Here is a 20,758-nt window from a genome sequence, read left to right as displayed (position 1 = left end):
CCGTCTGGATTTGAAACGATGACCCAAAAAGGTCTGGCGTGAGGTGCCAGGCCAGCTGGCACCTCTTTGAGGTGTTAGTCTTCGATTTCGACCACTGCGGCATCCGGCGCGTTGCGCATGACGCTTTCAATGCCGTTGTCGCGACCAGAGGCGCTGGTGTAGCTCTGCGATGTCCCGATCACCTGACCATTGGTGGCTTTCAGGTTGAACATGAATTTGCCGGAAGCGGTTTCCTTGCGCTCGTAGCGCGCGTCTTCGCCAGCGTTCTTTTTCACGGACTCGATGCCGTTTTCACAGCTGGCTTTCTGTTTGTAGCCTTCGGAAGCGAGGATGTTTTCGCCGTTGCCTGCTTTCAGGCGGAAACGGAATTCACCAGCTTTGTCGGTGTAGAGCTCGAATTTGGCGGCCATGTCTGTGGTCCCTGTGCAAAATTACTATGCGCGAACAAAAACATGGACTGGGGCCGGGGCGCAAGGATTTGGTTACCTGTCTTCGTCGGCCTCATAAGCGGCCCACATGTCTGGGCGGCGGGTCCTGGTGATCTCCTCGGCCATCTCGTGGCGCCATTTTTCGATGTTGGCGTGGTGGCCGGACATCAGCACATCCGGGATTTTGTGCCCCTGCCACTCGGCGGGTTTGGTGTATTGCGGGTGCTCTAGCAAGCCGTTGGAGTGGCTTTCATCTTCGATGCTGTCGGCGTTGCCGAGCACAGACGGCAGCAGGCGCACGGTGGCGTCGATCATGGCTTGCGCGGCAATTTCGCCGCCGGTGAGGACAAAGTCGCCGAGGCTGACTTCTTGAATGTTGTAGTGGTCCAGCACGCGCTGATCGACGCCTTCAAAGCGGCCGCAAAGCATGGTGATGCCGTCCGCCTGTGACCAAGCGCGGGCCATTTTTTGGTCAAACCGACGCCCGCGCGGGGAGAGGTAGACCAATGGCCAGTTGCCACGTGCGCCGCGCATGGTGTGCTCAATTGCGGGGCCAAGCACATCCGGGCGCAGCACCATGCCCGCGCCGCCGCCAGCAGGCGTGTCGTCCACATTGCGGTGTTTGGTCAGGCCGAAGTCGCGCAGGTTGGTGGTCTCGATCTGCCACTTGCCATCTTTGAGCGCTTTGCCGGTGAGGCTTTCGCCCAAGACGCCGGGGAAGGCATCGGGAAACAGGGTGATGATGCGCGCGGACCAGACTTTGGCGAGGCGCGGATTGTGTGTGATCAGCTCGCGCGGTTTGAGCGAGGCGGAGATGGACAGGCGGCCATGGGATTTGGGTTTGTCAGACACGGGTGGGCCTTTGCGTGATCACGGGGTTGCGCTGGTCTGTGGCCTAAAACATCCTATAGGTCCAGTGAAAACAGGGGCCATTAGCCCTGGTAGACGTTTTCCATCCAGACCCTGCGGGCGGCCACTTTGGCGTCGCGCACCTCAATGTCTGGCAGGTCAGATTGATTGGCTTCTAAGTAGAGGTCCTGCAATTCCTGCGGATCTTTGGGGTTGGCCTGTTCCGGAATCTTCAGGTTGTCCAGTACGTCTTGCGGCAGATCGAAGGCGGCCAAAAAGGGCGCCATGGGGCCAAGCGGGTGGGCCTTGCTGTCCTCAAGTGGTGCGCGGATGAGCGGCACGGTGCCAATTTGGGCTTCGACACGGTCTGCGATGGCGGTGAGGTCAGCGGATTCGGCATAAGCTCTGGCATAGACCTCCCACGGATCGGTCATGCGGATCACCCGCAAATGCTGAGCATAGCAACTTTTGAGCCAGCTGTCTGGATTGCGCAGGGACAGCATCAGCGACAAGTCGGTGCCGGGACCGAGGGTTTCCAGCGTGGTCATGGTGAGCGCGCGCATCAGGATTGGGGCGGCGGTGTAGCTGGTAAGCCCTGCGCGGCCGGGCATATGGCCACAGAAATCCTCAGAGCTGATTGCGACGGGGCGCGGGTCCGTAGGATCGAGCGTTTTCAGAAACGTATTCAGGCGTTTGCAAAAGCGGCGCAGTTTCTCAGGGGTGCGGTCGGCGGAAAAGTCACGCGCGGCGTTCACCGAGGCGGTCACATCGTCATAGAGCACGATGCGCAGGTGCGGCTCTAGCTGTTTGCGATTGCGTTGCAGGCCATATTGCAAGCTGGTGGTGCCGGTTTTGTGAAAGCCGGTGTGGAACAAGAGGCGCATAGGGTCAGTCAAACAAGCCTTCGGGGGGATCGGCGATGATGCGGCCTGCGGAGATGTCCACGGTGGGGACATTGGCTAGGGTGAAAGGCAGAAACACGGTTTCCGAGGTTTTTGGGGGCAGGACTTCTAAGAGGTCCGCAGCGCCGTGGTTGAGCACGTTTTTCACTTTACCTAGCACGTTGCCGCCGGTGTCACGCACCTCAAGGCCCACGAGATCTGTGTAGTAATATTCATCGTCCTCAGTTTCCGGCAGGCGATCGCGTGGGACAAAGAGCTTCACGCCTTTGAGCGCGTCGGCTTGCTCTTTGGTTGCGATGCCGGAAAGCCGCGCGGCGAGGCCGTTTTTGATGGATCTTGTGATGGCGATGTCAAACTCAAAAGCGCCGTCTTCGGTCAGCAGCGGGGCATAGTCTTCGAGGGCGTCGGCCTCGGCGGTGAAACTTTTGAGGCGGACTTCGCCGTGTACGCCATAGGCGCCACCAATGGCGCCAACGCAGATGAGTTCAGAGGGGGTGTCGCTCATGGGGCGGCCTTTGCATTGCTTGCGTTTGTTTTCTCCGATTGCGGGCGGAGGTGCAAGGGAGCGAATCTCGAGGAGGGGCGCGCCTGACCCTGGGTGGGTGCTGAAAGCGCCATCCCGTGGGGAGGGTCGGGCGCGGCCCGGGCTTTGCCCGGTCCAAAATCAGCGCGACTGAATGGGCAACGTGTTATCCCGGTTTTCCCAGCCAGCTTTGGCCAGCTCGGGTGTGTCAGAGAGCTCTTCGGGCCAGCCAACGCAGAGGTAGGCAACCAATGACCACTCGGAGGGCACATCCAGATCGCGGTTGAGTTGCGCGGGGTCCAGGATGGAGACCCAGCCAACGCCCAGCCCAAAACTGCGGGCGGTGAGCCAGAATTGGGTGATCGCACCAACCACGGAATAGCGGCGCATTTCGGGCATGGTCGCCGCACCAAGACCTTGGCCTTTGGCGGTGGCGTCATCGCAGTAGATCGCCAGTTGCACAGGCGATTCCTGCATGCCGGAGAGTTTGAGATTTGCGTAAAGGGCTGCGCGGTCGCCGTCATAGCCTTTCAGGGCCTCGGCATTGGCGGCTTCGTAGTTTTTGAGCGCGGCGGCGCGGGCTTGATCGCTTTCCACGCGGATCACGCGCCAGGGCTCTGACAGTCCCACAGAGGGGGCCAGTAGAAACGTGTCGAGGCACTCCTTAAGAAGTGCCTCGTCCACCGGATCGGTGCGGAAGCGGCGCACATCGCGCCGCCACTGCATGAGCCGTTGCAGATCGTCCCGGAACTCAGATGTGAATTCGGTCATTCCGGGACTGTCCGTCTTACTCTTCAGCTGCTGCTTCAGCGGCTTCGGCTGCTTTTGCAGCTTTCTCTTCTGCGCGGTCCTTGGCTTTCTGGCCTGGCTCGGCTTTCTTAGGGTTGTTGCGCTCTTTCTTGGCGACAACACCGGCAGCTTCCAGGAAGCGGGACACACGGTCAGACGGCTGTGCGCCCTGGTCCAGCCAGTACTGAACGCGTTCCATGTTCAGCTTCACGCGCTCTTCGCTGTCTTTTGGCAGCAGTGGGTTGTAGGTGCCCAGCTTCTCGATGAAGCGGCCGTCACGTGGCATGCGGGAGTCCGCTGCTACGACACGGTAGAAAGGACGCTTTTTGGAACCGCCGCGGGCGAGACGAATTTTCATAGCCATGGTGTTATCTCCTAATATGGCGTGTGCACCGGGGTGCGTGAGTGTTGCACCAGTGCGGTGCGGGTTGGTGTCGAAGAACAGGGGCAGCCCTGCTCAACGGTTTGTTATTCCTGATGTTTCTTGTGGTGCTGAATGACCTCAGCAATGATGAAATTCAGGAAATTCTTGGCGAATTCAGGGTCCAGATCGGCCTTCTTCGCAAGATCTTCAAGACGTGCGATCTGTTTCGCTTCGCGATCCGGATCGGACGGGGGAAGGTCGTGTTCGGCTTTGAGCTTGCCAACAGCCTGCGTGGCTTTGAACCGCTCGCCCAAGGTGTAGACGAGGATCGCGTCGAGGCGGTCGATGCTGTCGCGGTAGCCCTTCAACAAGTCGGCGGCGCGTTGGGTGTCGTCAGTCAAGAGCGTAGCCTTTCGGTTTGAACATCGGGTCGGCGTAGTGGCTGATTTCCATCTCGATGGCGTCGCCAATCTGAGAGGAGGCCAGCGCGTCGGGTGCAGGGTGGCGATAGACCACGTCATGCCCGTCCACCGATGGTGCGGATTTGTCTTTCACGGCGCCGAGGCGCTCGGCCAGGCGGATCGAGTCGAGGTTTTTCGGGTCGATGTAGGACACAGCCCCGTCCCAGCCGAGCTCGTTGTAGAAATAGCGGCGCACCGCATGGGTGGCTTCCAGCGCGTAGCCGTGGCCAGCTTTGTCGGGCCAGATGATCCAGGCGATTTCACGCTCCGGCCATTTGGCGGGGAACCAGCCACCGGCCATGCCGAGCGTTTCGTCGGTCTCTTTGTCGTGGATCATCCACATGCCGTAGCCGCGGATGTTCCAGTGGCCGATTTCGGCCGCATAAAGCATCCAGGTCTCATAGGCATTCAGCGGACCGCCCATGAAGCGGGAGCGGTAGGAGGCGAAGGTGGCCTTGAAGTTTGGGTAATCCTCAGGTTCCGGCCCGCGCAGGACCAGACGTTTGGTTTCAAGGATTGGAATGGTTTTGGTGGGCATCAGGCGGCCTCCGCTTTGCTGTGGCGGTAGATGTGGCACGCGTTTCCAAGAACTTCGCCGTCACGCTCGTAAGTGGCGCCAAGGCGTGTGGCCAAGGCAACGGAGCGGGTGTTCGCTGGTGCGATGTAGCTGATCGGGGCGGGGATGCCGAAATGTTCGGCACCATAAGATTTGGCTGCGGCGGCCGCCTCGTAAGCGTAGCCTTTGCCTTCGTGGCCGTTGAAGACGTGCCAGCCAAGTTCCGCTTCGTCCCAACCTTCCGGGTTGAGGAAGCCAACGCCGCCAATCGGCGCGTCGGTTGCTTTGTCAGCCACCAACCACATGCCGTAGCCGCGCAGGGCCCAATGACCCAGAGCGCCAGAAATCACACGCCAGCTTTCGGCGCGGTCTTTGGGGCCGCCAACAAAAGCGCTGCGGTCATCGGCAAAGAAATCCGCGATCACATCAAGGTCGTCTTCGCGGTGGCTGCGCAGGCGCAGGCGCTCAGTTTCGATCACGGGGATGTTCAGGGCGAGGCTCATGCGTAGGCCTCCATACCGCCATTGACCAGGTCGGCAGGGGCTGGATGACGCCAGACCTCTATTTCGCCATAAGCGTCGCCAGCGTCATAGGTCTCTTCCATCACCGCGCCCAAACGTTTGGCCACTGCTTTGGAGGCGTGGTTTGTTACCGCGATTTGAGAGATGGCCGTCTCCCAGCCCAAAACGTCATAGGCGTGAGCCCGTGCGGCTTGTGCCGCCTCAGTCGCATAGCCTTTGCCAGTGGCGGATGGCATCAGAATCCAGCCGATTTCGCGTTCACGCCAGCCATGTGGATACCACAGGCCAACACGGCCTTGGTAGGTGCCTGTGTCTTTGTCTTCCAACGCCCAAAAGCCAAACCCGCGCAACGCCCAATGCCCCATCATCATGGAGATGTAGCGCCAGGTGTCTTCCGGGGATTTGGGGCCGCCCACAAATTGAGAGGCATCGGTGGCGTAAAAGGCGATCTCGGCGGCGATGTCGTCTTCACGGTGCTCGCGCAGGATCAGGCGCTCGGTTTCAAGCTGGGGGATCTCATAGCGCATCATGCGTAGGCCTCCAGCTGGTGACGCCAGACCTGAACCGGCTCGTCAAACATGGCTTCGGCATTCGCATCGCGTTTGGCACCGAGGCGTTCGGCGACGGCGGCAGATTGCGTGTTGGGCAGGTCGATGTAGCTGACCAAGGATGGCAGTTCCATCTGGCCCAAACCAAAATCGCGCACGGCCTCGGCGGCCTCTGTCGCGTAGCCAAAGCCTTCGGCGTCTTCGGTGAGAAAGTAGCCCAGTTCATGCTCCTGGTCGCCAAACTCCATGCCCAGACCCACAAAGCCCAGAATGGCACCGGTGTCGCCTTTCACGATGGCGAAGTAGCCAACACCGCGCAGCATCCAGCCGCTCACACATTGGGTGAACTCGGCCCAGGCTTCTTCTCGGTCAATCGGGCCGTCCATAAAGACCGCACGTTCGCTGGAAAGAATGGCGTGGAAGGTGGAGAAATCCGACAGGCGCATCGGGCGCAACGACAGTCGTGGCGTCTCAAGTGTGGGCACACACATTTCCATCTGCGTCGCCTGTGCGGCGGCAGGTCCGGTGGCAGGAGCCTCCCAGGGATATGTGGTGTGCAGGGCCATCAGAACGCGTCCAATGCCTCGACGGGTGCGGCGTCGAGCACCGGCCGTGTGAAGGTGCGGTCGTAGCGGCGGATGCAGCCGGTTTTCTGTGCAAAAGCAAAGGCTTTTTGGCACTCTTCATCTTGCATCGACGCCGCACGATACGCTTCATAGGCCGCCAGAGATGGGTAAGAGAACATCGCATAGGCCACGTCATTGGCCCCCTCAGATGGCAGCCAATAGCCGTGATGGGTGCCGCCCATCCGGTTGACCAGACCAATCCACACCTTGGCGTAGGCCTCAAAGGCCGCGACCTGATTTGGGTCGATCTCATATGTGAGGGTGCAGGTGATCATTATTTCTTTTTCCCGAATCCGGAGAGGCCGGACGGCAAGCCCATGCCGCCACCCATGCCACCGAGGCCGCCAAGTCCACCGGGCAGGCCGCCTTTGCCGCCAAGCGCTTTGGCTGCGGCTTCAAGCTGTTTTGGGTCCATTTGGGTCGGGTCCATGTTGGCCATGTCCGCGCCGCCTTTGCCAACCATGCCTTTCATGGCCTGTTTCAGCATGCCGCCTTTGCCCATTTTGCCCATCTTCTTCATCATGTCGGCCATCTGGCGCTGCATTTTCAGAAGTTTGTTGAGGTCGGAGACCTCCATGCCGGAGCCTTTGGCGATCCGCTTTTTGCGGGAGGCTTGCAGGAGTTGCGGGTTGGCGCGTTCCTTTTTGGTCATGGACTGGATCATGGCGATCTGACGCAAGATCATCTTGTCGTCAAAGCCAGCGTCCTGAACGCCTTTGGCCATTTTGGCCATGCCAGGCAGCATGCCCATCATGCCTTCCATGCCACCCATTTTCTGCATCTGCTCGAGCTGCATTTTCATGTCGTTCATGTTGAAGCGGCCTTTTTGGAAGCGCTTCATCATCTTCTCGGCTTGCTCGGCCTCGATGGTTTCCTGAGCTTTCTCAACCAGAGCAACGATGTCGCCCATGCCCAGGATACGGCCTGCGATCCGGTCGGCCTCGAAGGTTTCGAGCGCGTCCATCTTTTCGCCGAGGCCGACGTATTTGATGGGCTTGCCGGTCACGGCGCGCATCGAGAGCGCGGCACCGCCACGGCCGTCACCGTCCATACGGGTCAGGACCACGCCGGAGATGCCGATTTTGCCGTCAAACTCTTCGGCCACTTCCACAGCGACTTGACCGGTGAGGCCGTCAACCACGAGAAGCGTTTCGCGTGGATTGACCACGTCGCGCACGTCCTCGACCTCTTTCATCAGGACTTCGTCGATCTGCAAACGACCGGCGGTGTCGAGCATGTAGACGTCATAGCCGCCCAGGGTCGCCTGTTGCTTGGCGCGTTTGGCGATCTGTACGGCGGACTCACCCGGCACAATTGGCAGGGTGTCGACGCCGATCTGGGTGCCCAGCACCTGCAACTGCTGCATCGCGGCCGGGCGGTAGATGTCGAGCGAGGCCATCAGCACGCGCTTGCCGTCTTTCTCGGTCAGGCGCTTGGCAAGCTTACCGGTGGTGGTGGTCTTACCAGAGCCCTGCAGACCCACCATCAGGATCGGCGCGGGCGGGCTGTCGATTTTGAGCGTGCCGGGTTCGGCGTTTTCGTCCCCTGCGAGCACGTCTTTCAGCGCGTCGTGGACGATTTTCACAACCTGCTGGCCCGGGGTCACGGATTTGGTGACAGCCTGACCGGTGGCTTTTTCCTGTACGGCTTTGACAAAGTCGCGGGCGACGGGCAGCGAGACGTCAGCTTCCAGAAGGGCAACGCGCACCTCGCGCAGGGCGGTTTTTACGTCGTCCTCCGACAGCGCACCTTGTTTGGTCAGGCGGTCAAAGACACCAGAGAGGCGTTCGCTTAGATTTTCAAACATCGCTACCGGCTCCTTATCACCGTTTCAAATCTGGCCCAAACATAGGGATGAGCCGCCCAAACGCCAATGTCCCCCGTGGGCGAAACTCGCTGACGGGGGGGCGATCCCGGCACATAGGCCAAGGGACCGGAAGTTTGACGGACTCCCGGAAGTGCTGCGCGTTTACGCCTGTGGGGGTGGAGAGTCAACAGGCACGTGGTTTGCGAGCCAGGTGTTGATGGTTGTGGTGATCTCTTCGTGCAGTTTTTCTTCTGCGCCACTGAGCGCAAGACGAAGGTAGGCAGGAGATTGGTTGTAAAAACACAAATGAAGAAGAAATCGCCTACCGTCCTCAGTTTCCTTTCTTGAAAACTTCGCAGCCTTAAGGTCCGCTAAAGGGTATTCTTCTTCTCGTACGCCAAGCAGCGTTCTCCTCCGCAGGGTAACTTTGCCGGGACTTGGGTTTAGAGACAGTGTCTTGTGTTGCAGAGCGCCATAGATACCGTGCACACCTACTGCTGAAAAAGCGAAAGCAAAACAGTAGAAAGTAAGAGACCGTTCGTCGAAGAGGCTTTTGTCAAATAGCCAGACCATCGCGAACCAAAAGCCGCAAACTGGAAGGGCGCTCCAGGACGGGCCAGCTTCAAAGCTCAAACCTTCAGAGGAATTATGGGTCACTCTCATAGGTGTAGTGTTCGCATTGAGGTTGCGAAAAATTCAAGGGTTTAGTGGGCACCGGGTTGCAAAGAAATGGAATGCGTGATCGATCAAGCTAGGCAGGTACAACAAAGGCAGCAAAACCAATGGACGCATCATCTGAGTTTCAGGACACGTTGCCGGTGAGTTCGGATGCGCTTTTGGCGCAGCTGAAAGACTGGGGGCTGGGGTACGTGCTGCATGAACATGTGCCGCTGCGCACGGTGGAGGATGCCAAGGCGGTTGAGGCGGCGATGGAGGTGCCCGGCGAGGCGGCGTTTCGCGTCAAGAACCTGTATCTGCGGGACAAGAAGAAGCGCAATTATCTGGTGACGCTGGAGCAGGATCGGGAGATCGATCTGAAGGCCTTGGGCAAACAGTTGGGCGTGGGCGGATTGTCGTTTGGGTCGGCTGATCGGTTGTTGCAGAACCTAGGCGTGCGGCCCGGTGCGGTGACGCCTTTGGCGATGATCAATGGGGCCGAGGCGGGCGTGCGGTTCTTTATTGATGCAGCCGTGAAAGAGGCCGACAAGATTTACATGCATCCGCTGGTGAATGATCGCACGGTGGCGATGGATGTCAGCGATCTTTGGGTGTTTTTTGAGCGCCTTGGCGTGGCGCCTGAGATGCTGGAGCTGGGGTAGGGGGCGTTGCCCCCGTCACATCGTGGATGTGACTCCCCCAGGATATTTTTGGCAAGAAGAAGCTTAGGCGGCCTTCGCGGCCACTTCGGCGCCGTCTTTGTTGAGGATGGTCACATCGGTGATGCCGACAAAGCCCAGCACAAAGCGCAGGTAGCCCGAGGCAAAGTCGATGTAGGAGCCCACCTCTGTGCCGCCGGAGGCGATGGTGATAACCGCCTTTTTGCCCTCCAGCAGGCCTTTGGGGCCGGTCTCGGTATAGGCGAAGGTCACACCGGCGCGGGCGATCTGGTCGATCCAGGCCTTGAGGCTGGCCGGGATGGAGAAGTTGTACATGGCGACGCCGATGACAAGGGTGTCGGCGGCTTGCAGTTCGGCCACCAGAGTGTCGGATGTTGCGAGCGCTTCCTTCTGAGCCTCGGTGCGGGCTTCTGGTGGGGTGAAGGTGGCTTGGGCAAAGCCTTCATCCAGGAATGGCAGCGTGGTTTCGGAGAGATCACGGCGGATCACGTGGCTGGCGTTTTGCTCTGTCACGAGTGCGGCGGAGGCAGCGCGGGAGGCGGAGTCGGTGAAGCGGGCGGAGGTGTCGATGTGCAGAACGGTGTGTGTCATGTCTTTGTGTCCGTGAGGGGTTGCGTCTGTGATTGAGTGGAAGATGGGCTATTGCAATTTCACACACAATCGCAACTAATGCGCATGTAGTGTTTGAAAATGCACAAAATGGTTTTTGAGGTTGGGATATGAAAAACTGGGATGAGGTGCGCACAGCGTTTCAGGTGGCGCGGCAGGGGACGGTGAGCGGCGCCGCAGAGGTGCTGGGCGTGCACCATGCGACGGTGATCCGGCACATTGATGCGTTGGAAGCTCAGCTGGGGGTGAAACTGTTTCAGCGTCATGCCCGGGGCTATACGGCCACGGAGGCGGGTGAAGACCTGATGCGGGTGGCGCAGACCACCGACGATCAGTTTGGTCAGCTCGAAGGACGCATTAAGGGACGCGGTGCGGATGTCTCCGGCGAGCTGGTGGTGACGGCGCTTGGCGGGTTTGCCCCGTTGGTGGCGCCGATTCTGGCGGATTTTCAGGCGGCGCATCCGGGTTTGCTGGTGCGGTTTCTGACCGGGGATCGCGTATTCCGGTTGGAATATGGTGAGGCGCATGTGGCCATTCGTGCTGGCGATGGTGAGGTGCAGCCAGACAATGTCGTGCAAAAACTGGCGCAGTTGCCGGCCGGGCTTTATGGCGCGGACAGCTATATTGCCCAGCATGGTGCGCCCAAAGATGAGGCGGATTTGGTGAACCACCGCTTTGCGGGGCATGACAATCCCGACAGCCGCGCGCCATTTTATCGTTGGCTCAAAACCCACGTGCCGCGGGAAAACGTCGTGTTCCGCTCAACGTCGGATCGGGCGATTGCGGCGGCTATTCGGTCTGGGGCTGGGCTGGGGTTCCTGCCGGTTTGGGATGTGGAGGCAACCGAGCCGATGCAGCAGGTGATGGCCCCCAAGCCGGAATGGGACATCAATGTGCGCTTGATCACCCACGTAGATTTGCACCGCACCATTAAAGTGCAGACGTTCTTGGCGTTCCTGAAGGAGCGCGCGCAGGATTGGACCGCCCCACGATGAACCTCCATCTTCGCGGCCATTTGGCCATGTTGCTGTTCTCCGCTTTGGTGGCCGGCTCGTTTTCGCTTGGATCGATGAGCGCCAATGCGGTGGAGCCTGCGGCGCTTAATGCGGTGCGGTTTCTGATCGCGGCCGGGGTGATTGGCGTGGCGGCGTTGGCGACCAAGGGATTGCCGGCCTCTGCGTGGCGGGCGCCCTGGCGGTACTTGATCCTAGGGGGGCTGTTTGCCGGTTACTTTGTGCTGATGTTTGAGGGGCTAAAAACGGCCCATCCGGTGAGCACGGCTGCCGTTTTCACACTGACACCGTTGATGTCGGCAGGCTTTGGTTGGGTGTTGCTGCGCCAGATCACCACCAAACGCATGTTTGTTGCGCTGGGTATTGGCGCTGTCGGCGCGTTGTGGGTGATTTTCCGGGCGGATTGGCAGGCGTTTCTGCGGTTTGAGGTTGGGCAGGGGGAAATCTACTATTTCTGGGGCTGCATGTTACACGCGCTTTATACGCCGATGGTGCGCAAGCTGAATCGCGGTGAGGCGCCGGTGGTTTTCACCTTTGGCACGTTGATCGCGGGCTTAGTGATCCTGACCGGGGTGGGATGGCGCGACCTGTGGACGACGGACTGGTTGGCGCTGGAACCGCTGGTCTGGGGGACAATTGTCTATCTGGCGGTGTTTGCTTCTGCAGCCACCTTTGTGTTGTTGCAGTTTGCGACGCTGCATCTGCCCAGTGCCAAAGTCATGGCCTACACCTATCTGGTGCCCAGTTGGGTGATCCTGTGGGAGATTGGTCTGGGGCATGGGGCGCCCAGTGGCTTTGTGCTGGTTGGGATTGGCCTGACTTGTGTCGCGCTTTGGATGCTGCTGGAAAATGAGGGGTAAGAGTTTTTGACCGCGCTATGACACGCGTCAAAGACAAGCTGTGCGTAGGAGGCTATCCTGACGCGGGAGGATTGATATGCCTGCAGCCACGACAAAAGAGGATTTGTTGGCCATTGCCGACAAGGAATTCTCTAAGCTCCAAAAAGTTATAGAAACGGTGCCAGCGGACACAGCGCTTCTTCAGTATGAAGACAATTGGAGTATGCGCGATGTGTTGGTGCATCGGGCGCATTGGATTGATCTGTTTTTGGGTTGGTATGCCGATGGGCAAGCGGGCAAGCCCGTGGCTTTTCCGGCGCCGGGGTATAAGTGGAACCAGCTTAAAGCGTACAACGCGGATCTGTTGGCCAAGCATCAGGATGTGGATTGGAGCACAGCCAAAGCCGAGTTTGAAGCCGCGCATTTGCGCTGGCATCGCTTGATTGACGGGCTGGACCAAGAGGCGCTCTATGGCAAGCCGATGAAGGGTGGCAACAACAACTGGACCACCGGGCGCTGGGCCGAGGCGGCTGCCTCGTCGCACTACCGCTCTGCGGCGAAGTTTATTCGGGCGTGTCTGCGCCAGGTGGCGGCGTAAGCTCGGTTTCCAGGAACCGTTCAAAGGCATCCAGATTGACGGGCTCAAATTGGCCAAAGCCCTGCATCCAGACGGAAGCGGCACGCAGCGCGTCTGGCTCCAGTTTGCACCATTTTACCCGACCGCGCTTTTCCTGAGAGATCAAACCGGCCTTAGTGAGAATCATCAGGTGCTTGGAAATGGCGGCAAGGGATATGTCAAACGGCTCCGCCACATCGGTCACAGCCATATCATCCTCAAGCAACATATTGAGAATTTCGCGCCGTGTTGGGTCGGCGAGGGCAGAGAAGACGGTGTCCAGAGTGTTTGACATGCGCCCTGCCTAGCGGGTGAGAGCCGGTGGGGTCAATGAGGTGCGACAATCACGTCATTGCGTGCATTTAGCAATAAGTGCTAAATACACATATATGAAAGCACCTGACACACTCCCGCTTTACTGGGTCAATCGATTGGGCTTCGCGGCTCGGAAAGAACTGACCACAAGGTTTGAAGACAACGGCCTCGCGGCGACAGCAGAGGACTGGGCGTCTTTGCGGTTTTTGGCGGCGGGCCCGCAGCCGACAACCGCGTTGAGTGCGGCGACGCTGCGGGATCGCACAACGGTGTCGCGCCTTGCCGACAAGTTGGTGGGCAAGGGCTGGGTTCAACGTACGCCGGATGCAAAGGACCGGCGGCGGTTGAACTTGGAGCTGACCGGGGAAGGGCGCGCGGCTCTGTCGCAGATGAGCGCCTTGGCGGATCAGTTGATTGCGCAAGTCAGTGTCGGGATCAGTGCTGAGGAGCAGCGCGTTGCCGCTTCTGTGTTGCAACGGATGTTTGAGAACCTCAGCGATGCCTCATTGAAAGGAAACGATGATGTCTGATTACAATTACACCGAGTTCAAAACCGAAGCGTACGATCTGGACCGCTTTGCGGGGCCGATGCCGGGCGATAAGGCACCGGACTTCACGCTGCAAACGGCGGATTGGATTGACCAGCGGCTGTTGGATTTTGAGGGGGACTTCCTTGTGCTGGAAATGGGCAGCCTGACCTGTCCATTGTTCCAAGGACGCCGCGAGGGCATGGCGCGGTTGCGGGCGCAGTATGCCAACTGTGATTTTCGCGTTCTTTATGTGCGGGAAGCGCATCCTGGCGCAAAGATTCCGGCGCATACTTCCCAGCAGGACAAGACAGACTGCGCGACCGCGTTGCGAGAAGATGCGGAAGGGCGGTTGATCCTGATTGATGACGAGAACGGCACGGCGCATCAGGCCTTTGGCGGCTACCCGAACTCCGTGTTCATCATCAACCAGAAGGGCTGTGTGTTGTGGTTCACCGATTGGAACAATCCCAAGGCGGTGGAGCGCGCGCTTGCGCAGATCAGCGTCGGGCAGCCAGCAGTGGCAAAGGCGCTGTTCAAACCGGTGCCGCCCTGGGTGGCGTTGCGGACGCTGTTTCGCGGAGGCAAGGGGGCGACGTCGGATTTCTTCCGTGGTCTGCCAACGCTGATCTGGAAAAACCTGATCAAACGCAACTGGCGGATCCTGCGTGGGCAGGACGTTGGGATTGCGCCGGATCACAGCTGTTAAGCGAAGATCAACCAAATCGTTGAGTTGTGATCGGCAATGATTTTTGCATCGAAGGCTCTATGCCCAGTTGGATCAAACAACCTTGCAGGCGCGAAAATCATTTCCGCTTTTGAAGCTGAGCCCCGCTCTTTCGATGGCTTCTTTCAGACGGTCGGAGAAAAAGACGACGCGTTCCGCCCGGTTGTCGCGCCATAGATCCAAGTCTGCCGCCGCTGTTGGATCGATACAGAGCTGAAACGCCTCATTTGGATCGTCGCTCCAGATGTCTGGTTTTACATACCATTGGTTTGCAATCATTGAAGGCTCAACCCCGGTTGATTTTTCGGGGATCAGGCAGTTTCGATTTTCGCGGATGTGCAGGAAGTACCAACGTCCCTCGACTGGGGTCCTTTGGTCATGTTGCCTCAAAGGTACCTCGTGTAACCGAGTAACACCAAGATTGCATTTCTGAAGAAGGTCATGCATGGCACCACTCACGACAAGCAGCCCGTCTTTTGCCTCGAAGACGTCTTTCGAATTAGACAGCTGCTGCTGCGCGTCTTGATAGGTGTAGTACATGTAGTCTGGATATTCTTCGGTGGTAATGTCTGGTCGAGATTCGAGTAAGTTAGCGGGCAAAACATAGCTGTAGCGTTTTGCGAAATCGACCGAGTGCGCCAGAGGATCTGGATGCTCGTCAGATCCGGGAAGATGCAAAGTCACATGTGCGACGATTGATGCGTCCATAAGAAAACACGAATCCCAGACTTTTTCATGCGCCAACTTAAAGTTCCCTGTCTTGGAGTGTTTGGCTTGTTGCAGAGTGATAGCTCTACCCTTTGTCGCGAACCTTTCACAGTGCGTGGAGCTTTTGCAAGTCGTGCTCGAGTGGTGCTTGTGAAAGGTGTGCCAGAGAAGCAAGGCAGCAAAGATCAACCAATTCGTTGAATATCGCCAAACGGTCGCGATGCGGGGCGATGGCCTACAATTGGTCTGCGTTGTTTTAGTGAGTATGGCGTCACTAGTATTTATTTTCAATGCCTTACGTGAATTGTCGCGGCACCGATTCACGGATTGACTCAGGCCGTGCTGCACCGTAGCAATGCGCCAACGTTAGCAAGGGGTAAATTGCGCGTGAGCGAGACCGACCACAAAGACCAGATGAAACGTCTGGAGGACCGGATCGCAGCGGCCAAGAAGGCCCAGGACCCAAAGCCCCGCGCTGATGAACACTATTCGGCAGCCAATCTGGCCTGGCGCATGGTGATCGAAATGGTTTCCGGTCTTGGGATCGGATTTGGCATCGGATACGGGCTGGACAGCCTGTTCGGGACGATCCCGATCTTTCTGGTGCTGTTTACAATGCTCGGTCTGGCGGCAGGCATCAAAACGATGCTGCACAGCGCCAAAGAGATCGAAGAGAAACAAGCGGCGGATGCCGCTGAGAGAGACGAGAGGGATTGAACGTGGCAAGCGAAGCACACGGCGCGGAACAAGGCGGTCTGGAATTCCACCCAATGGACCAGTTTCTGGTGAAACCGCTGTTTGGCGGTGACCACATTGGCCTGTTCACCATCACCAACGTGACCCTGTGGATGGCGCTGGCCGTGATCGCCGTTGTGGCGATGATGGTTGTCGGCACCCGCCGTCGCGCGATCATCCCAAGCCGTGGTCAGTCCATCGGCGAGTTGGCCTATGGCTTCATCTACAAGATGGTGGAAGACGTGGCCGGCAAAGACGCTGTGAAGTTCTTCCCCTATATCATGACCCTGTTCATGTTCATCGTGATGGCGAACTTCCTTGGCCTGCTGCCAATGTCCTTCACCACCACCTCGCACTTCGCTGTGACCATCGGTCTGGCTCTGCTGGTGTTCGTGACCGTGACTGTTGTCGGCTTCGTGAAAAACGGCGCGGCCTTCCTGGGCCTGTTCTGGGTGTCCAGCGCGCCTCTGGCACTGCGTCCTGTGCTGGCGATCATCGAAGTGATTTCCTACTTCGTACGTCCAGTAAGCCATAGCATTCGTCTTGCAGGTAACGTTATGGCGGGCCACGCCGTGATCAAGGTTTTCGCAGGCTTCGCCGCGATTGCTGTGGTCAGCCCGGTGTCCATCGTCGCGATCACCGCAATGTACGGCCTTGAGGTCCTGGTGGCCTTCATCCAGGCCTACGTCTTTACCATTCTGACCTGTGTGTATCTGAAAGATGCGCTGCATCCTTCCCACTAAGGTCCGAACTCTCACACATACCTATTAACTTCCAATCGTAAGGAGATATACCAATGGAAGGTCAACTCGCACACATCGGCGCAGGCATCGCAGGCTTGGGTACTGGCATCGCAGCACTGGGTGTTGGTAACGTTGCAGCCAACTTCCTGGCAGGCGCACTGCGCAACCCATCCGCAGCTGCTTCCCAGACTGCAACTCTCTTCATCGGCATCGCGTTTGCGGAAGCACTGGGCATCTTCTCGTTCCTGGTTGCTCTGCTGCTGATGTTCGCCGTCTAAGCCTACGGAACCATCCTTACGTGCGGGTGCGGGCGCACTTGCTTGCGCCCCGCCCGTAACCCAACGGAAGTTCCCAGGAGGACGACATGGCGACCAAAACGACTGACGCCGCAGGCCACGCAGCAGAGGCCGCCTCTGCATCGGGCATGCCACAGCTTGATTTCTCAAGCTGGGGTAACCAGATTTTCTGGCTTCTGGTCACACTTGTTGTGATCTACTTCGTCCTGTCGCGCATCGCGCTGCCGCGCATTGCCGCGGTTCTGGCGGAGCGTCAGGGGACCATTACAAATGACATCGCCGCAGCTGAAGAGCTGAAGGCGAAGGCCGTGGAAGCGGAAGAGGCTTACAACAAAGCCCTCGCCGACGCCAAAGCTGAAGCAGCAAACATTGTTGCCGCAGCCAAAGCGGAAATCCAGGCTGATCTGAACGCGGCCACCGAAAAGGCGGACGCAGAAATTGCAGCGAAGGCTGCCGAGTCGGAGAAGGCGATTGCCGAGATCCGTGCCGGTGCGCTGGAAAGCATCAAAGACGTGGCCAACGCGACCACTGCTGAACTGGTGTCCACCCTGGGTGGCAAAGCCGAAGACGCAGATGTGGCGAAAGCCGTTGATGCGCAGATGAAGGGCTAAGACATATGCGTAAACTGACCACAGTTGCAGCTGTCATGGCGCTGAGCGCCACCCCGGCGCTGGCCGCAAGCGGCCCGTTCTTCTCGCTGCGCAACACCGACTTCATCGTGACATTGGGTTTCATCCTGTTTGTTGCGATCCTGCTGTACTTCAAAGTGCCATCCATTCTGGCTGGCCTGCTGGACAAGCGTGCAGACGACATCAAATCCGAACTGGACGAAGCCCGCGCCCTGCGTGAGGAAGCCCAGACGGTTCTGGCGTCTTATGAGCGCAAACAGAAAGAAGTGCAGGAGCAAGCTGCCCGCATCGTAGAGCAAGCGAAAAGCGAAGCTCAGGCGGCGGCTGATCAGGCGAAAGTCGATCTGGAAGCTTGCATCGCGCGCCGTCTGGCCGCAGCGGAAGATCAGATTGCCTCGGCAGAAGCCGCGGCCGTCAAGGAAGTACGCGATCAGGCGGTTGTTGTCGCCATCGGTGCAGCTCGTGACGTGATTTCCCAGAAAATGACAGCGGCGCAAGCCAACAAGCTGATCGATGCTGGTATCTCTGAAGTAGACGCCAAGCTGCACTAAGCCTGCTGACTGTCTGAACAAGTTTAAGAAAACCCGGTCCTGAATGGGCCGGGTTTTCTGCATTTCTGCCGCCTTTCAGCCGCATTCTCGTGGTGTTTCTTTGGCCAACAGAGGCACGTCCTGGGAGTTTAGGTATGCATAAAGTGGCAATTTTTCTGGTGATCGCAGCCGCGACCGGCTGTTCCGGCGGCACCACCAAAGTGTCAACCAAATCCGCGCCGTTGGAGCCGGGAGAGGTGTTTTGGGCCAAAAACCAACTTGCGGTTCAGACCGAATTGCCGGGGAAGGCGCGGTTCCAGAACTTCGAAATTATGGCGCTGAGCAATGGCGATCGGGTCTATTGTGGCGAGATGAATGCCATGGCGCGGTCTGGCATCGCAGAAGGCTTCGTGCCGTTTTACATGCGCCGGAGCGCGGGCACGGTGAAAGCTGTGAACACCAGTGCAGCCAGCGCCGCGTTTTCCGCACAAAAATGCGCAGAGGCCCGCAATGGCGCTCTGCGCATCAATAAGGTCTAAGGCTTAACGGACGGGGTCAAAGCGCGCGTTGGGCAGCGTGCAGTCTTTGATCACGTCGCGACCGCAAGGCACGGGTTCCAGGTCTTTGGAGAGGCACACGCGGGCTTCTTGAATGAAGCTGTCGCGACAGGTGATGGTCAGCATGTCGGGTTCAAGCTGTGGGTTGGCCTTTAGGAAGGCGTCCTCCACCACCGAGGCAGGCAGTTTCACGGTTTTGTCCAGTTTGCGGAATACGGCCGGACGCGTGATGCTCTCATAAGCTTTGCGCGCGGTGGTGAAGTAATCTTCGCCGGACAGGCCGGAACAGGTGCCGTGCTTCTTCCACTGGTACCAGGCCAATCCGGACGTGCCCATGATGTCCGCCATGGAATTGGTGACATGGCGGGGTGGGTTGCGCTCTGCTGTGGTGCAGTGATCCGGCCAGCCGCGGTGGTACTGTGGCCAGAGGCCGTGCATGATCCAGCCGAAGTCTTCGCTGTCGTCACATTGCGGGCTGCCTTTGGCGTCACCTTCGATGGCGCACCAGTTTGGCGACCAGCTCAGCGCGAGCACGTAATAGTCAAACTCACCGGCTTTATCGCCGTCGGCAATTGCCTGCCCAGAAACCAACAGGGCAAGGGCCATACCCAGCAATGAACGCATTCACTCTTTCCTTTTTTGTTCAGCCGCACTATATCGGGCTCAAGTTCCCCTACAACGGAAACCCGCACCAGACCATCGGTGCCGTCTGACAAAAGTCAGACGACGGGAAATCTGTATCTTTTACCGGGGAAAAACGTCGTAAGGAGTAGAGATATGGCCAAGCTGCTGCACCCGAAAGCCACCGCCGTCTGGCTGGTGGACAACACCACGATCAGCTTCAAACAGATCGCGGATTTTGTTGGCATGCACGAGCTGGAAATTCAGGGCATCGCAGATGGTGATGTGGCTGCGGGCGTGAAGGGCTTTGACCCGGTGGCCAACAACCAGCTGGTTCAGTCCGAAATTGACACGGCGGAAAACAACCCGCTGCACAAGATGAAGCTGAAGTTCAACGCAGCGGCGTCCGGCGAAGAAAAGCGCCGTGGTCCGCGTTACACGCCGCTGTCCAAGCGTCAGGACCGCCCGGCGTCGATCCTGTGGCTGGTGAAGTTCCACCCGGAGCTGTCTGACGGTCAGATCAGCAAGCTGGTCGGCACCACCAAGCCAACCATTCAGGCGATCCGTGAGCGCACGCACTGGAACATCGCCAACATTCAGCCAATTGATCCGGTGGCTCTGGGTCTGTGTAAGCAGTCCGAGCTCGATACAGCCGTTCAGAAGGCCGCTGCGAAGCGCGCTGCTGAAGGCGTTGTGATGACCGACGATGAGCGCCGTAAACTGGTGTCCACTGAGCAGTCGCTGGAGATGGAAGCCGAGCCGAAGATGCCTTCTGCAATTGAAGGACTGGAAGCCTTCTCGCTGGCGGATGACGACGAAGACGAAAGCGATACCCGGTCTGATGACGAGTTCGCGGATGCGGACAGCTTCTTCAACCTGCCAGGTGGCGACGAAGAAGAGCAGCCGCGCTAAGCGCTGCGAAAACCAAGAATTGAGGCCGTGCTGCTGTGTCAGCGCGGCCTTTTCTTTTGGCGGTGTGTCAGAGTGTTTTACGAGCGCTCAGGGCGGCGCTGATGGTGCCTTCGTCCAGGTAGTCCAACTCGCCGCCAACCGGCACGCCCTGGGCCAGGGACGTCAGGCGTACTTGGTCTTCCAATTGGTCGGCGATGTAGTGCGCCGTGGTTTGGCCATCTACGGTGGCATTGAGGGCGAGGATGACCTCGGTGATGTTCTCACTCACCACACGGTCCATCAGACGCGGGATGGAGAGCTCCTCGGGGCCAACGCCTTCCAGAGCGGAGAGTGTGCCGCCCAGCACGTGGTAGCGGCCGTCAAACACTTGGGCACGTTCCATGGCCCAGAGGTCGGCAACGTCTTCGACCACGCAGAGTACGCCGGTGGCGCGTTTCTCAGAAGCGCAGATATCGCAGATGTCAGAGGTGCCCACGTTGCCGCAGTTCAGGCATTCGCGCGCGGTGGCGGCGACCTGCAACATGGCGTCAGATAGCGGGGTGAGCAACAACGCGCGTTTGCGGATCAAATGCAACACCGCGCGCCGGGCAGAGCGGGGGCCAAGCCCGGGCAGCTTGGCCATCATCTCTATCAATGTATCAATTTCGGAACTGCTCATGTCCGGGCCTTT

General features: G+C 58.7%; 32 protein-coding genes. 13 read left to right on the top strand and 19 right to left on the bottom strand.

The window, feature by feature from the left end; genetic code table 11:
* Positions 1–74: 74 nt before the first annotated feature.
* The 14 genes from SIB38_RS21670 to SIB38_RS21605 all read right to left on the bottom strand — a co-directional run bounded on the left by SIB38_RS21670 (position 75) and on the right by SIB38_RS21605 (position 9,031).
* A complete protein-coding gene (locus tag SIB38_RS21670; RefSeq protein ID WP_294112805.1) occupies positions 75–410 on the bottom strand; it encodes a YegP family protein in 336 nt (111 codons plus the stop codon).
* 72 nt (positions 411–482) lie between these two features.
* Positions 483–1,280 carry a tRNA (guanosine(37)-N1)-methyltransferase TrmD gene (trmD, locus tag SIB38_RS21665; RefSeq protein ID WP_294112807.1) on the bottom strand — a complete coding sequence of 266 codons (798 nt, stop codon included), beginning with the start codon at positions 1,278–1,280 and terminating at the stop codon, positions 483–485.
* 80 nt (positions 1,281–1,360) lie between these two features.
* Complete coding sequence (locus tag SIB38_RS21660; protein ID WP_294112810.1) at positions 1,361–2,161, bottom strand: hypothetical protein; 801 nt, start codon at positions 2,159–2,161, stop codon at positions 1,361–1,363.
* Between the two features lie 4 nt (positions 2,162–2,165).
* Complete coding sequence (gene rimM, locus SIB38_RS21655) at positions 2,166–2,684, bottom strand: ribosome maturation factor RimM (protein WP_294112813.1); 519 nt, start codon at positions 2,682–2,684, stop codon at positions 2,166–2,168.
* A 159-nt stretch (positions 2,685–2,843) separates the two neighbouring features.
* A complete protein-coding gene (gene bluB, locus SIB38_RS21650; RefSeq protein ID WP_294112815.1) occupies positions 2,844–3,473 on the bottom strand; it encodes a 5,6-dimethylbenzimidazole synthase in 630 nt (209 codons plus the stop codon).
* A gap of 16 nt (positions 3,474–3,489) precedes the next feature.
* Entirely contained in the window at positions 3,490–3,855 is a 366-nt protein-coding gene (rpsP, locus tag SIB38_RS21645) for a 30S ribosomal protein S16 (RefSeq protein ID WP_294112819.1), read from the bottom strand.
* Positions 3,856–3,959: 104 nt separating this feature from the next.
* Positions 3,960–4,256, bottom strand: coding sequence for a chorismate mutase (locus SIB38_RS21640; protein ID WP_294112822.1), 297 nt, complete (start codon positions 4,254–4,256; stop codon positions 3,960–3,962).
* Entirely contained in the window at positions 4,249–4,854 is a 606-nt protein-coding gene (locus SIB38_RS21635; protein ID WP_412551019.1) for a GNAT family N-acetyltransferase, read from the bottom strand. Before SIB38_RS21635 ends, SIB38_RS21640 begins: the two co-directional genes overlap by 8 nt.
* The gene (locus SIB38_RS21630; protein ID WP_294112827.1) at positions 4,854–5,375 is read right to left on the bottom strand and encodes a GNAT family N-acetyltransferase; all 522 of its coding nucleotides are present in this window, start codon (positions 5,373–5,375) and stop codon (positions 4,854–4,856) included. Before SIB38_RS21630 ends, SIB38_RS21635 begins: the two co-directional genes overlap by 1 nt.
* Complete coding sequence (locus SIB38_RS21625; RefSeq protein ID WP_412551018.1) at positions 5,372–5,923, bottom strand: GNAT family N-acetyltransferase; 552 nt, start codon at positions 5,921–5,923, stop codon at positions 5,372–5,374. Before SIB38_RS21625 ends, SIB38_RS21630 begins: the two co-directional genes overlap by 4 nt.
* Positions 5,920–6,507, bottom strand: a complete 588-nt coding sequence (locus SIB38_RS21620; RefSeq protein WP_294112831.1) for a GNAT family N-acetyltransferase — start codon at positions 6,505–6,507, stop codon at positions 5,920–5,922. Before SIB38_RS21620 ends, SIB38_RS21625 begins: the two co-directional genes overlap by 4 nt.
* Entirely contained in the window at positions 6,507–6,842 is a 336-nt protein-coding gene (locus SIB38_RS21615) for an NIPSNAP family protein (protein ID WP_412551017.1), read from the bottom strand. The genes SIB38_RS21620 and SIB38_RS21615 overlap by 1 nt, the downstream gene beginning before the upstream one ends.
* Complete coding sequence (gene ffh, locus SIB38_RS21610; RefSeq protein ID WP_294112834.1) at positions 6,842–8,374, bottom strand: signal recognition particle protein; 1,533 nt, start codon at positions 8,372–8,374, stop codon at positions 6,842–6,844. The genes SIB38_RS21615 and ffh overlap by 1 nt, the downstream gene beginning before the upstream one ends.
* Before the next feature lie 162 nt (positions 8,375–8,536).
* A complete protein-coding gene (locus tag SIB38_RS21605) occupies positions 8,537–9,031 on the bottom strand; it encodes a hypothetical protein (RefSeq protein ID WP_294112836.1) in 495 nt (164 codons plus the stop codon).
* 125 nt (positions 9,032–9,156) lie between these two features.
* On the opposite strand from SIB38_RS21605, the gene SIB38_RS21600 reads away from it, so the two are divergent.
* Complete coding sequence (locus SIB38_RS21600; RefSeq protein WP_412551016.1) at positions 9,157–9,693, top strand: prolyl-tRNA synthetase associated domain-containing protein; 537 nt, start codon at positions 9,157–9,159, stop codon at positions 9,691–9,693.
* 63 nt (positions 9,694–9,756) lie between these two features.
* On the opposite strand, the gene SIB38_RS21595 is transcribed toward SIB38_RS21600, so the two are convergent.
* Positions 9,757–10,302: an FMN-dependent NADH-azoreductase gene (locus SIB38_RS21595; RefSeq protein ID WP_294112840.1), complete on the bottom strand. Its 546-nt coding sequence runs from the start codon at positions 10,300–10,302 to the stop codon at positions 9,757–9,759.
* Between the two features lie 128 nt (positions 10,303–10,430).
* Between SIB38_RS21595 and SIB38_RS21590 the strand changes: the two genes are divergently transcribed.
* The 3 genes from SIB38_RS21590 to SIB38_RS21580 all read left to right on the top strand — a co-directional run bounded on the left by SIB38_RS21590 (position 10,431) and on the right by SIB38_RS21580 (position 12,770).
* Complete coding sequence (locus SIB38_RS21590; RefSeq protein WP_294112842.1) at positions 10,431–11,315, top strand: LysR family transcriptional regulator; 885 nt, start codon at positions 10,431–10,433, stop codon at positions 11,313–11,315.
* Positions 11,312–12,193 carry a DMT family transporter gene (locus SIB38_RS21585; protein ID WP_412551015.1) on the top strand — a complete coding sequence of 294 codons (882 nt, stop codon included), beginning with the start codon at positions 11,312–11,314 and terminating at the stop codon, positions 12,191–12,193. The genes SIB38_RS21590 and SIB38_RS21585 overlap by 4 nt, the downstream gene beginning before the upstream one ends.
* Positions 12,194–12,269: 76 nt before the next feature.
* Positions 12,270–12,770, top strand: a complete 501-nt coding sequence (locus SIB38_RS21580; protein WP_294112845.1) for a ClbS/DfsB family four-helix bundle protein — start codon at positions 12,270–12,272, stop codon at positions 12,768–12,770.
* On the opposite strand, the gene SIB38_RS21575 is transcribed toward SIB38_RS21580, so the two are convergent.
* Positions 12,736–13,083, bottom strand: a complete 348-nt coding sequence (locus tag SIB38_RS21575; protein ID WP_294112846.1) for an ArsR/SmtB family transcription factor — start codon at positions 13,081–13,083, stop codon at positions 12,736–12,738. The genes SIB38_RS21580 and SIB38_RS21575 overlap by 35 nt on opposite strands.
* A gap of 94 nt (positions 13,084–13,177) precedes the next feature.
* Here SIB38_RS21575 and SIB38_RS21570 point away from each other — a divergent pair, with 94 nt between their 5' ends.
* The gene (locus SIB38_RS21570; RefSeq protein WP_294112847.1) at positions 13,178–13,633 is read left to right on the top strand and encodes a MarR family winged helix-turn-helix transcriptional regulator; all 456 of its coding nucleotides are present in this window, start codon (positions 13,178–13,180) and stop codon (positions 13,631–13,633) included.
* Positions 13,626–14,339, top strand: a complete 714-nt coding sequence (locus SIB38_RS21565) for a deiodinase-like protein (protein ID WP_412551014.1) — start codon at positions 13,626–13,628, stop codon at positions 14,337–14,339. The genes SIB38_RS21570 and SIB38_RS21565 overlap by 8 nt, the downstream gene beginning before the upstream one ends.
* Positions 14,340–14,411: 72 nt before the next feature.
* On the opposite strand, the gene SIB38_RS21560 is transcribed toward SIB38_RS21565, so the two are convergent.
* The gene (locus SIB38_RS21560; protein ID WP_294112850.1) at positions 14,412–15,065 is read right to left on the bottom strand and encodes an imm11 family protein; all 654 of its coding nucleotides are present in this window, start codon (positions 15,063–15,065) and stop codon (positions 14,412–14,414) included.
* Between the two features lie 414 nt (positions 15,066–15,479).
* On the opposite strand from SIB38_RS21560, the gene SIB38_RS21555 reads away from it, so the two are divergent.
* The 6 genes from SIB38_RS21555 (at position 15,480) to SIB38_RS21530 (ending at position 18,537) form a co-directional block, all read left to right on the top strand.
* Positions 15,480–15,782 (top strand): AtpZ/AtpI family protein, encoded by a 303-nt coding sequence (locus SIB38_RS21555; RefSeq protein ID WP_412552073.1) that lies wholly within the window; start codon positions 15,480–15,482, stop codon positions 15,780–15,782.
* 53 nt (positions 15,783–15,835) lie between these two features.
* Positions 15,836–16,543 (top strand): F0F1 ATP synthase subunit A, encoded by a 708-nt coding sequence (locus tag SIB38_RS21550; RefSeq protein WP_412552072.1) that lies wholly within the window; start codon positions 15,836–15,838, stop codon positions 16,541–16,543.
* 53 nt (positions 16,544–16,596) lie between these two features.
* The gene (locus SIB38_RS21545; protein ID WP_058239626.1) at positions 16,597–16,821 is read left to right on the top strand and encodes a F0F1 ATP synthase subunit C; all 225 of its coding nucleotides are present in this window, start codon (positions 16,597–16,599) and stop codon (positions 16,819–16,821) included.
* 86 nt (positions 16,822–16,907) lie between these two features.
* The gene (locus SIB38_RS21540) at positions 16,908–17,450 is read left to right on the top strand and encodes a F0F1 ATP synthase subunit B' (protein WP_294112863.1); all 543 of its coding nucleotides are present in this window, start codon (positions 16,908–16,910) and stop codon (positions 17,448–17,450) included.
* Between the two features lie 5 nt (positions 17,451–17,455).
* Entirely contained in the window at positions 17,456–18,019 is a 564-nt protein-coding gene (locus SIB38_RS21535) for a F0F1 ATP synthase subunit B (protein WP_412551013.1), read from the top strand.
* A gap of 134 nt (positions 18,020–18,153) precedes the next feature.
* Positions 18,154–18,537 carry a hypothetical protein gene (locus tag SIB38_RS21530; protein WP_412551012.1) on the top strand — a complete coding sequence of 128 codons (384 nt, stop codon included), beginning with the start codon at positions 18,154–18,156 and terminating at the stop codon, positions 18,535–18,537.
* 3 nt (positions 18,538–18,540) lie between these two features.
* Here the strand turns inward: SIB38_RS21530 and SIB38_RS21525 are convergent, their stop codons facing one another.
* Positions 18,541–19,179 (bottom strand): ribonuclease T2, encoded by a 639-nt coding sequence (locus tag SIB38_RS21525; protein WP_294112867.1) that lies wholly within the window; start codon positions 19,177–19,179, stop codon positions 18,541–18,543.
* Positions 19,180–19,332: 153 nt separating this feature from the next.
* Here SIB38_RS21525 and SIB38_RS21520 point away from each other — a divergent pair, with 153 nt between their 5' ends.
* On the top strand, positions 19,333–20,088 hold the full coding sequence (locus SIB38_RS21520) for a DUF1013 domain-containing protein (protein ID WP_294112869.1): 756 nt from the start codon (positions 19,333–19,335) through the stop codon (positions 20,086–20,088).
* Between the two features lie 67 nt (positions 20,089–20,155).
* Here SIB38_RS21520 and recR read toward each other — a convergent pair whose 3' ends face one another.
* Entirely contained in the window at positions 20,156–20,746 is a 591-nt protein-coding gene (gene recR / locus SIB38_RS21515; RefSeq protein ID WP_294112870.1) for a recombination mediator RecR, read from the bottom strand.
* Between the last annotated feature and the right edge of the window lie 12 nt (positions 20,747–20,758).

The sequence above is a fragment of the Shimia sp. MIT910701 genome (genome assembly GCF_047126315.1).
Lineage (GTDB): Bacteria > Pseudomonadota > Alphaproteobacteria > Rhodobacterales > Rhodobacteraceae > Shimia.
This window is presented reverse-complemented; position numbering and strand designations above follow the sequence as displayed.

Excerpts from the sequence above, each read along its gene's own strand:
- SIB38_RS21620 (WP_294112831.1), bottom strand. The coding sequence starts at position 6,507 with ATGGCCCTGCACACCACATATCCCTGGGAGGCTCCTGCCACCGGACCT.
- SIB38_RS21635 (WP_412551019.1), bottom strand. The coding sequence starts at position 4,854 with ATGCCCACCAAAACCATTCCAATCCTTGAAACCAAACGTCTGGTCCTG.
- SIB38_RS21545 (WP_058239626.1), top strand. The coding sequence starts at position 16,597 with ATGGAAGGTCAACTCGCACACATCGGCGCAGGCATCGCAGGCTTGGGT.
- SIB38_RS21580 (WP_294112845.1), top strand. The coding sequence starts at position 12,270 with ATGCCTGCAGCCACGACAAAAGAGGATTTGTTGGCCATTGCCGACAAG.
- SIB38_RS21520 (WP_294112869.1), top strand. The coding sequence starts at position 19,333 with ATGGCCAAGCTGCTGCACCCGAAAGCCACCGCCGTCTGGCTGGTGGAC.
- recR (WP_294112870.1), bottom strand. The coding sequence starts at position 20,746 with ATGAGCAGTTCCGAAATTGATACATTGATAGAGATGATGGCCAAGCTG.
- SIB38_RS21590 (WP_294112842.1), top strand. The coding sequence starts at position 10,431 with ATGAAAAACTGGGATGAGGTGCGCACAGCGTTTCAGGTGGCGCGGCAG.
- SIB38_RS21570 (WP_294112847.1), top strand. The coding sequence starts at position 13,178 with ATGAAAGCACCTGACACACTCCCGCTTTACTGGGTCAATCGATTGGGC.
- SIB38_RS21565 (WP_412551014.1), top strand. The coding sequence starts at position 13,626 with ATGTCTGATTACAATTACACCGAGTTCAAAACCGAAGCGTACGATCTG.
- SIB38_RS21575 (WP_294112846.1), bottom strand. The coding sequence starts at position 13,083 with ATGTCAAACACTCTGGACACCGTCTTCTCTGCCCTCGCCGACCCAACA.
- rimM (WP_294112813.1), bottom strand. The coding sequence starts at position 2,684 with ATGAGCGACACCCCCTCTGAACTCATCTGCGTTGGCGCCATTGGTGGC.
- SIB38_RS21535 (WP_412551013.1), top strand. The coding sequence starts at position 17,456 with ATGCGTAAACTGACCACAGTTGCAGCTGTCATGGCGCTGAGCGCCACC.
- SIB38_RS21595 (WP_294112840.1), bottom strand. The coding sequence starts at position 10,302 with ATGACACACACCGTTCTGCACATCGACACCTCCGCCCGCTTCACCGAC.
- SIB38_RS21600 (WP_412551016.1), top strand. The coding sequence starts at position 9,157 with ATGGACGCATCATCTGAGTTTCAGGACACGTTGCCGGTGAGTTCGGAT.
- SIB38_RS21540 (WP_294112863.1), top strand. The coding sequence starts at position 16,908 with ATGGCGACCAAAACGACTGACGCCGCAGGCCACGCAGCAGAGGCCGCC.
- SIB38_RS21550 (WP_412552072.1), top strand. The coding sequence starts at position 15,836 with ATGGACCAGTTTCTGGTGAAACCGCTGTTTGGCGGTGACCACATTGGC.
- rpsP (WP_294112819.1), bottom strand. The coding sequence starts at position 3,855 with ATGGCTATGAAAATTCGTCTCGCCCGCGGCGGTTCCAAAAAGCGTCCT.
- SIB38_RS21670 (WP_294112805.1), bottom strand. The coding sequence starts at position 410 with ATGGCCGCCAAATTCGAGCTCTACACCGACAAAGCTGGTGAATTCCGT.
- SIB38_RS21555 (WP_412552073.1), top strand. The coding sequence starts at position 15,480 with ATGAAACGTCTGGAGGACCGGATCGCAGCGGCCAAGAAGGCCCAGGAC.
- SIB38_RS21615 (WP_412551017.1), bottom strand. The coding sequence starts at position 6,842 with ATGATCACCTGCACCCTCACATATGAGATCGACCCAAATCAGGTCGCG.
- SIB38_RS21625 (WP_412551018.1), bottom strand. The coding sequence starts at position 5,923 with ATGATGCGCTATGAGATCCCCCAGCTTGAAACCGAGCGCCTGATCCTG.
- SIB38_RS21585 (WP_412551015.1), top strand. The coding sequence starts at position 11,312 with ATGAACCTCCATCTTCGCGGCCATTTGGCCATGTTGCTGTTCTCCGCT.
- SIB38_RS21525 (WP_294112867.1), bottom strand. The coding sequence starts at position 19,179 with ATGCGTTCATTGCTGGGTATGGCCCTTGCCCTGTTGGTTTCTGGGCAG.
- SIB38_RS21530 (WP_412551012.1), top strand. The coding sequence starts at position 18,154 with ATGCATAAAGTGGCAATTTTTCTGGTGATCGCAGCCGCGACCGGCTGT.
- SIB38_RS21630 (WP_294112827.1), bottom strand. The coding sequence starts at position 5,375 with ATGAGCCTCGCCCTGAACATCCCCGTGATCGAAACTGAGCGCCTGCGC.
- SIB38_RS21660 (WP_294112810.1), bottom strand. The coding sequence starts at position 2,161 with ATGCGCCTCTTGTTCCACACCGGCTTTCACAAAACCGGCACCACCAGC.
- ffh (WP_294112834.1), bottom strand. The coding sequence starts at position 8,374 with ATGTTTGAAAATCTAAGCGAACGCCTCTCTGGTGTCTTTGACCGCCTG.
- SIB38_RS21560 (WP_294112850.1), bottom strand. The coding sequence starts at position 15,065 with ATGGACGCATCAATCGTCGCACATGTGACTTTGCATCTTCCCGGATCT.
- bluB (WP_294112815.1), bottom strand. The coding sequence starts at position 3,473 with ATGACCGAATTCACATCTGAGTTCCGGGACGATCTGCAACGGCTCATG.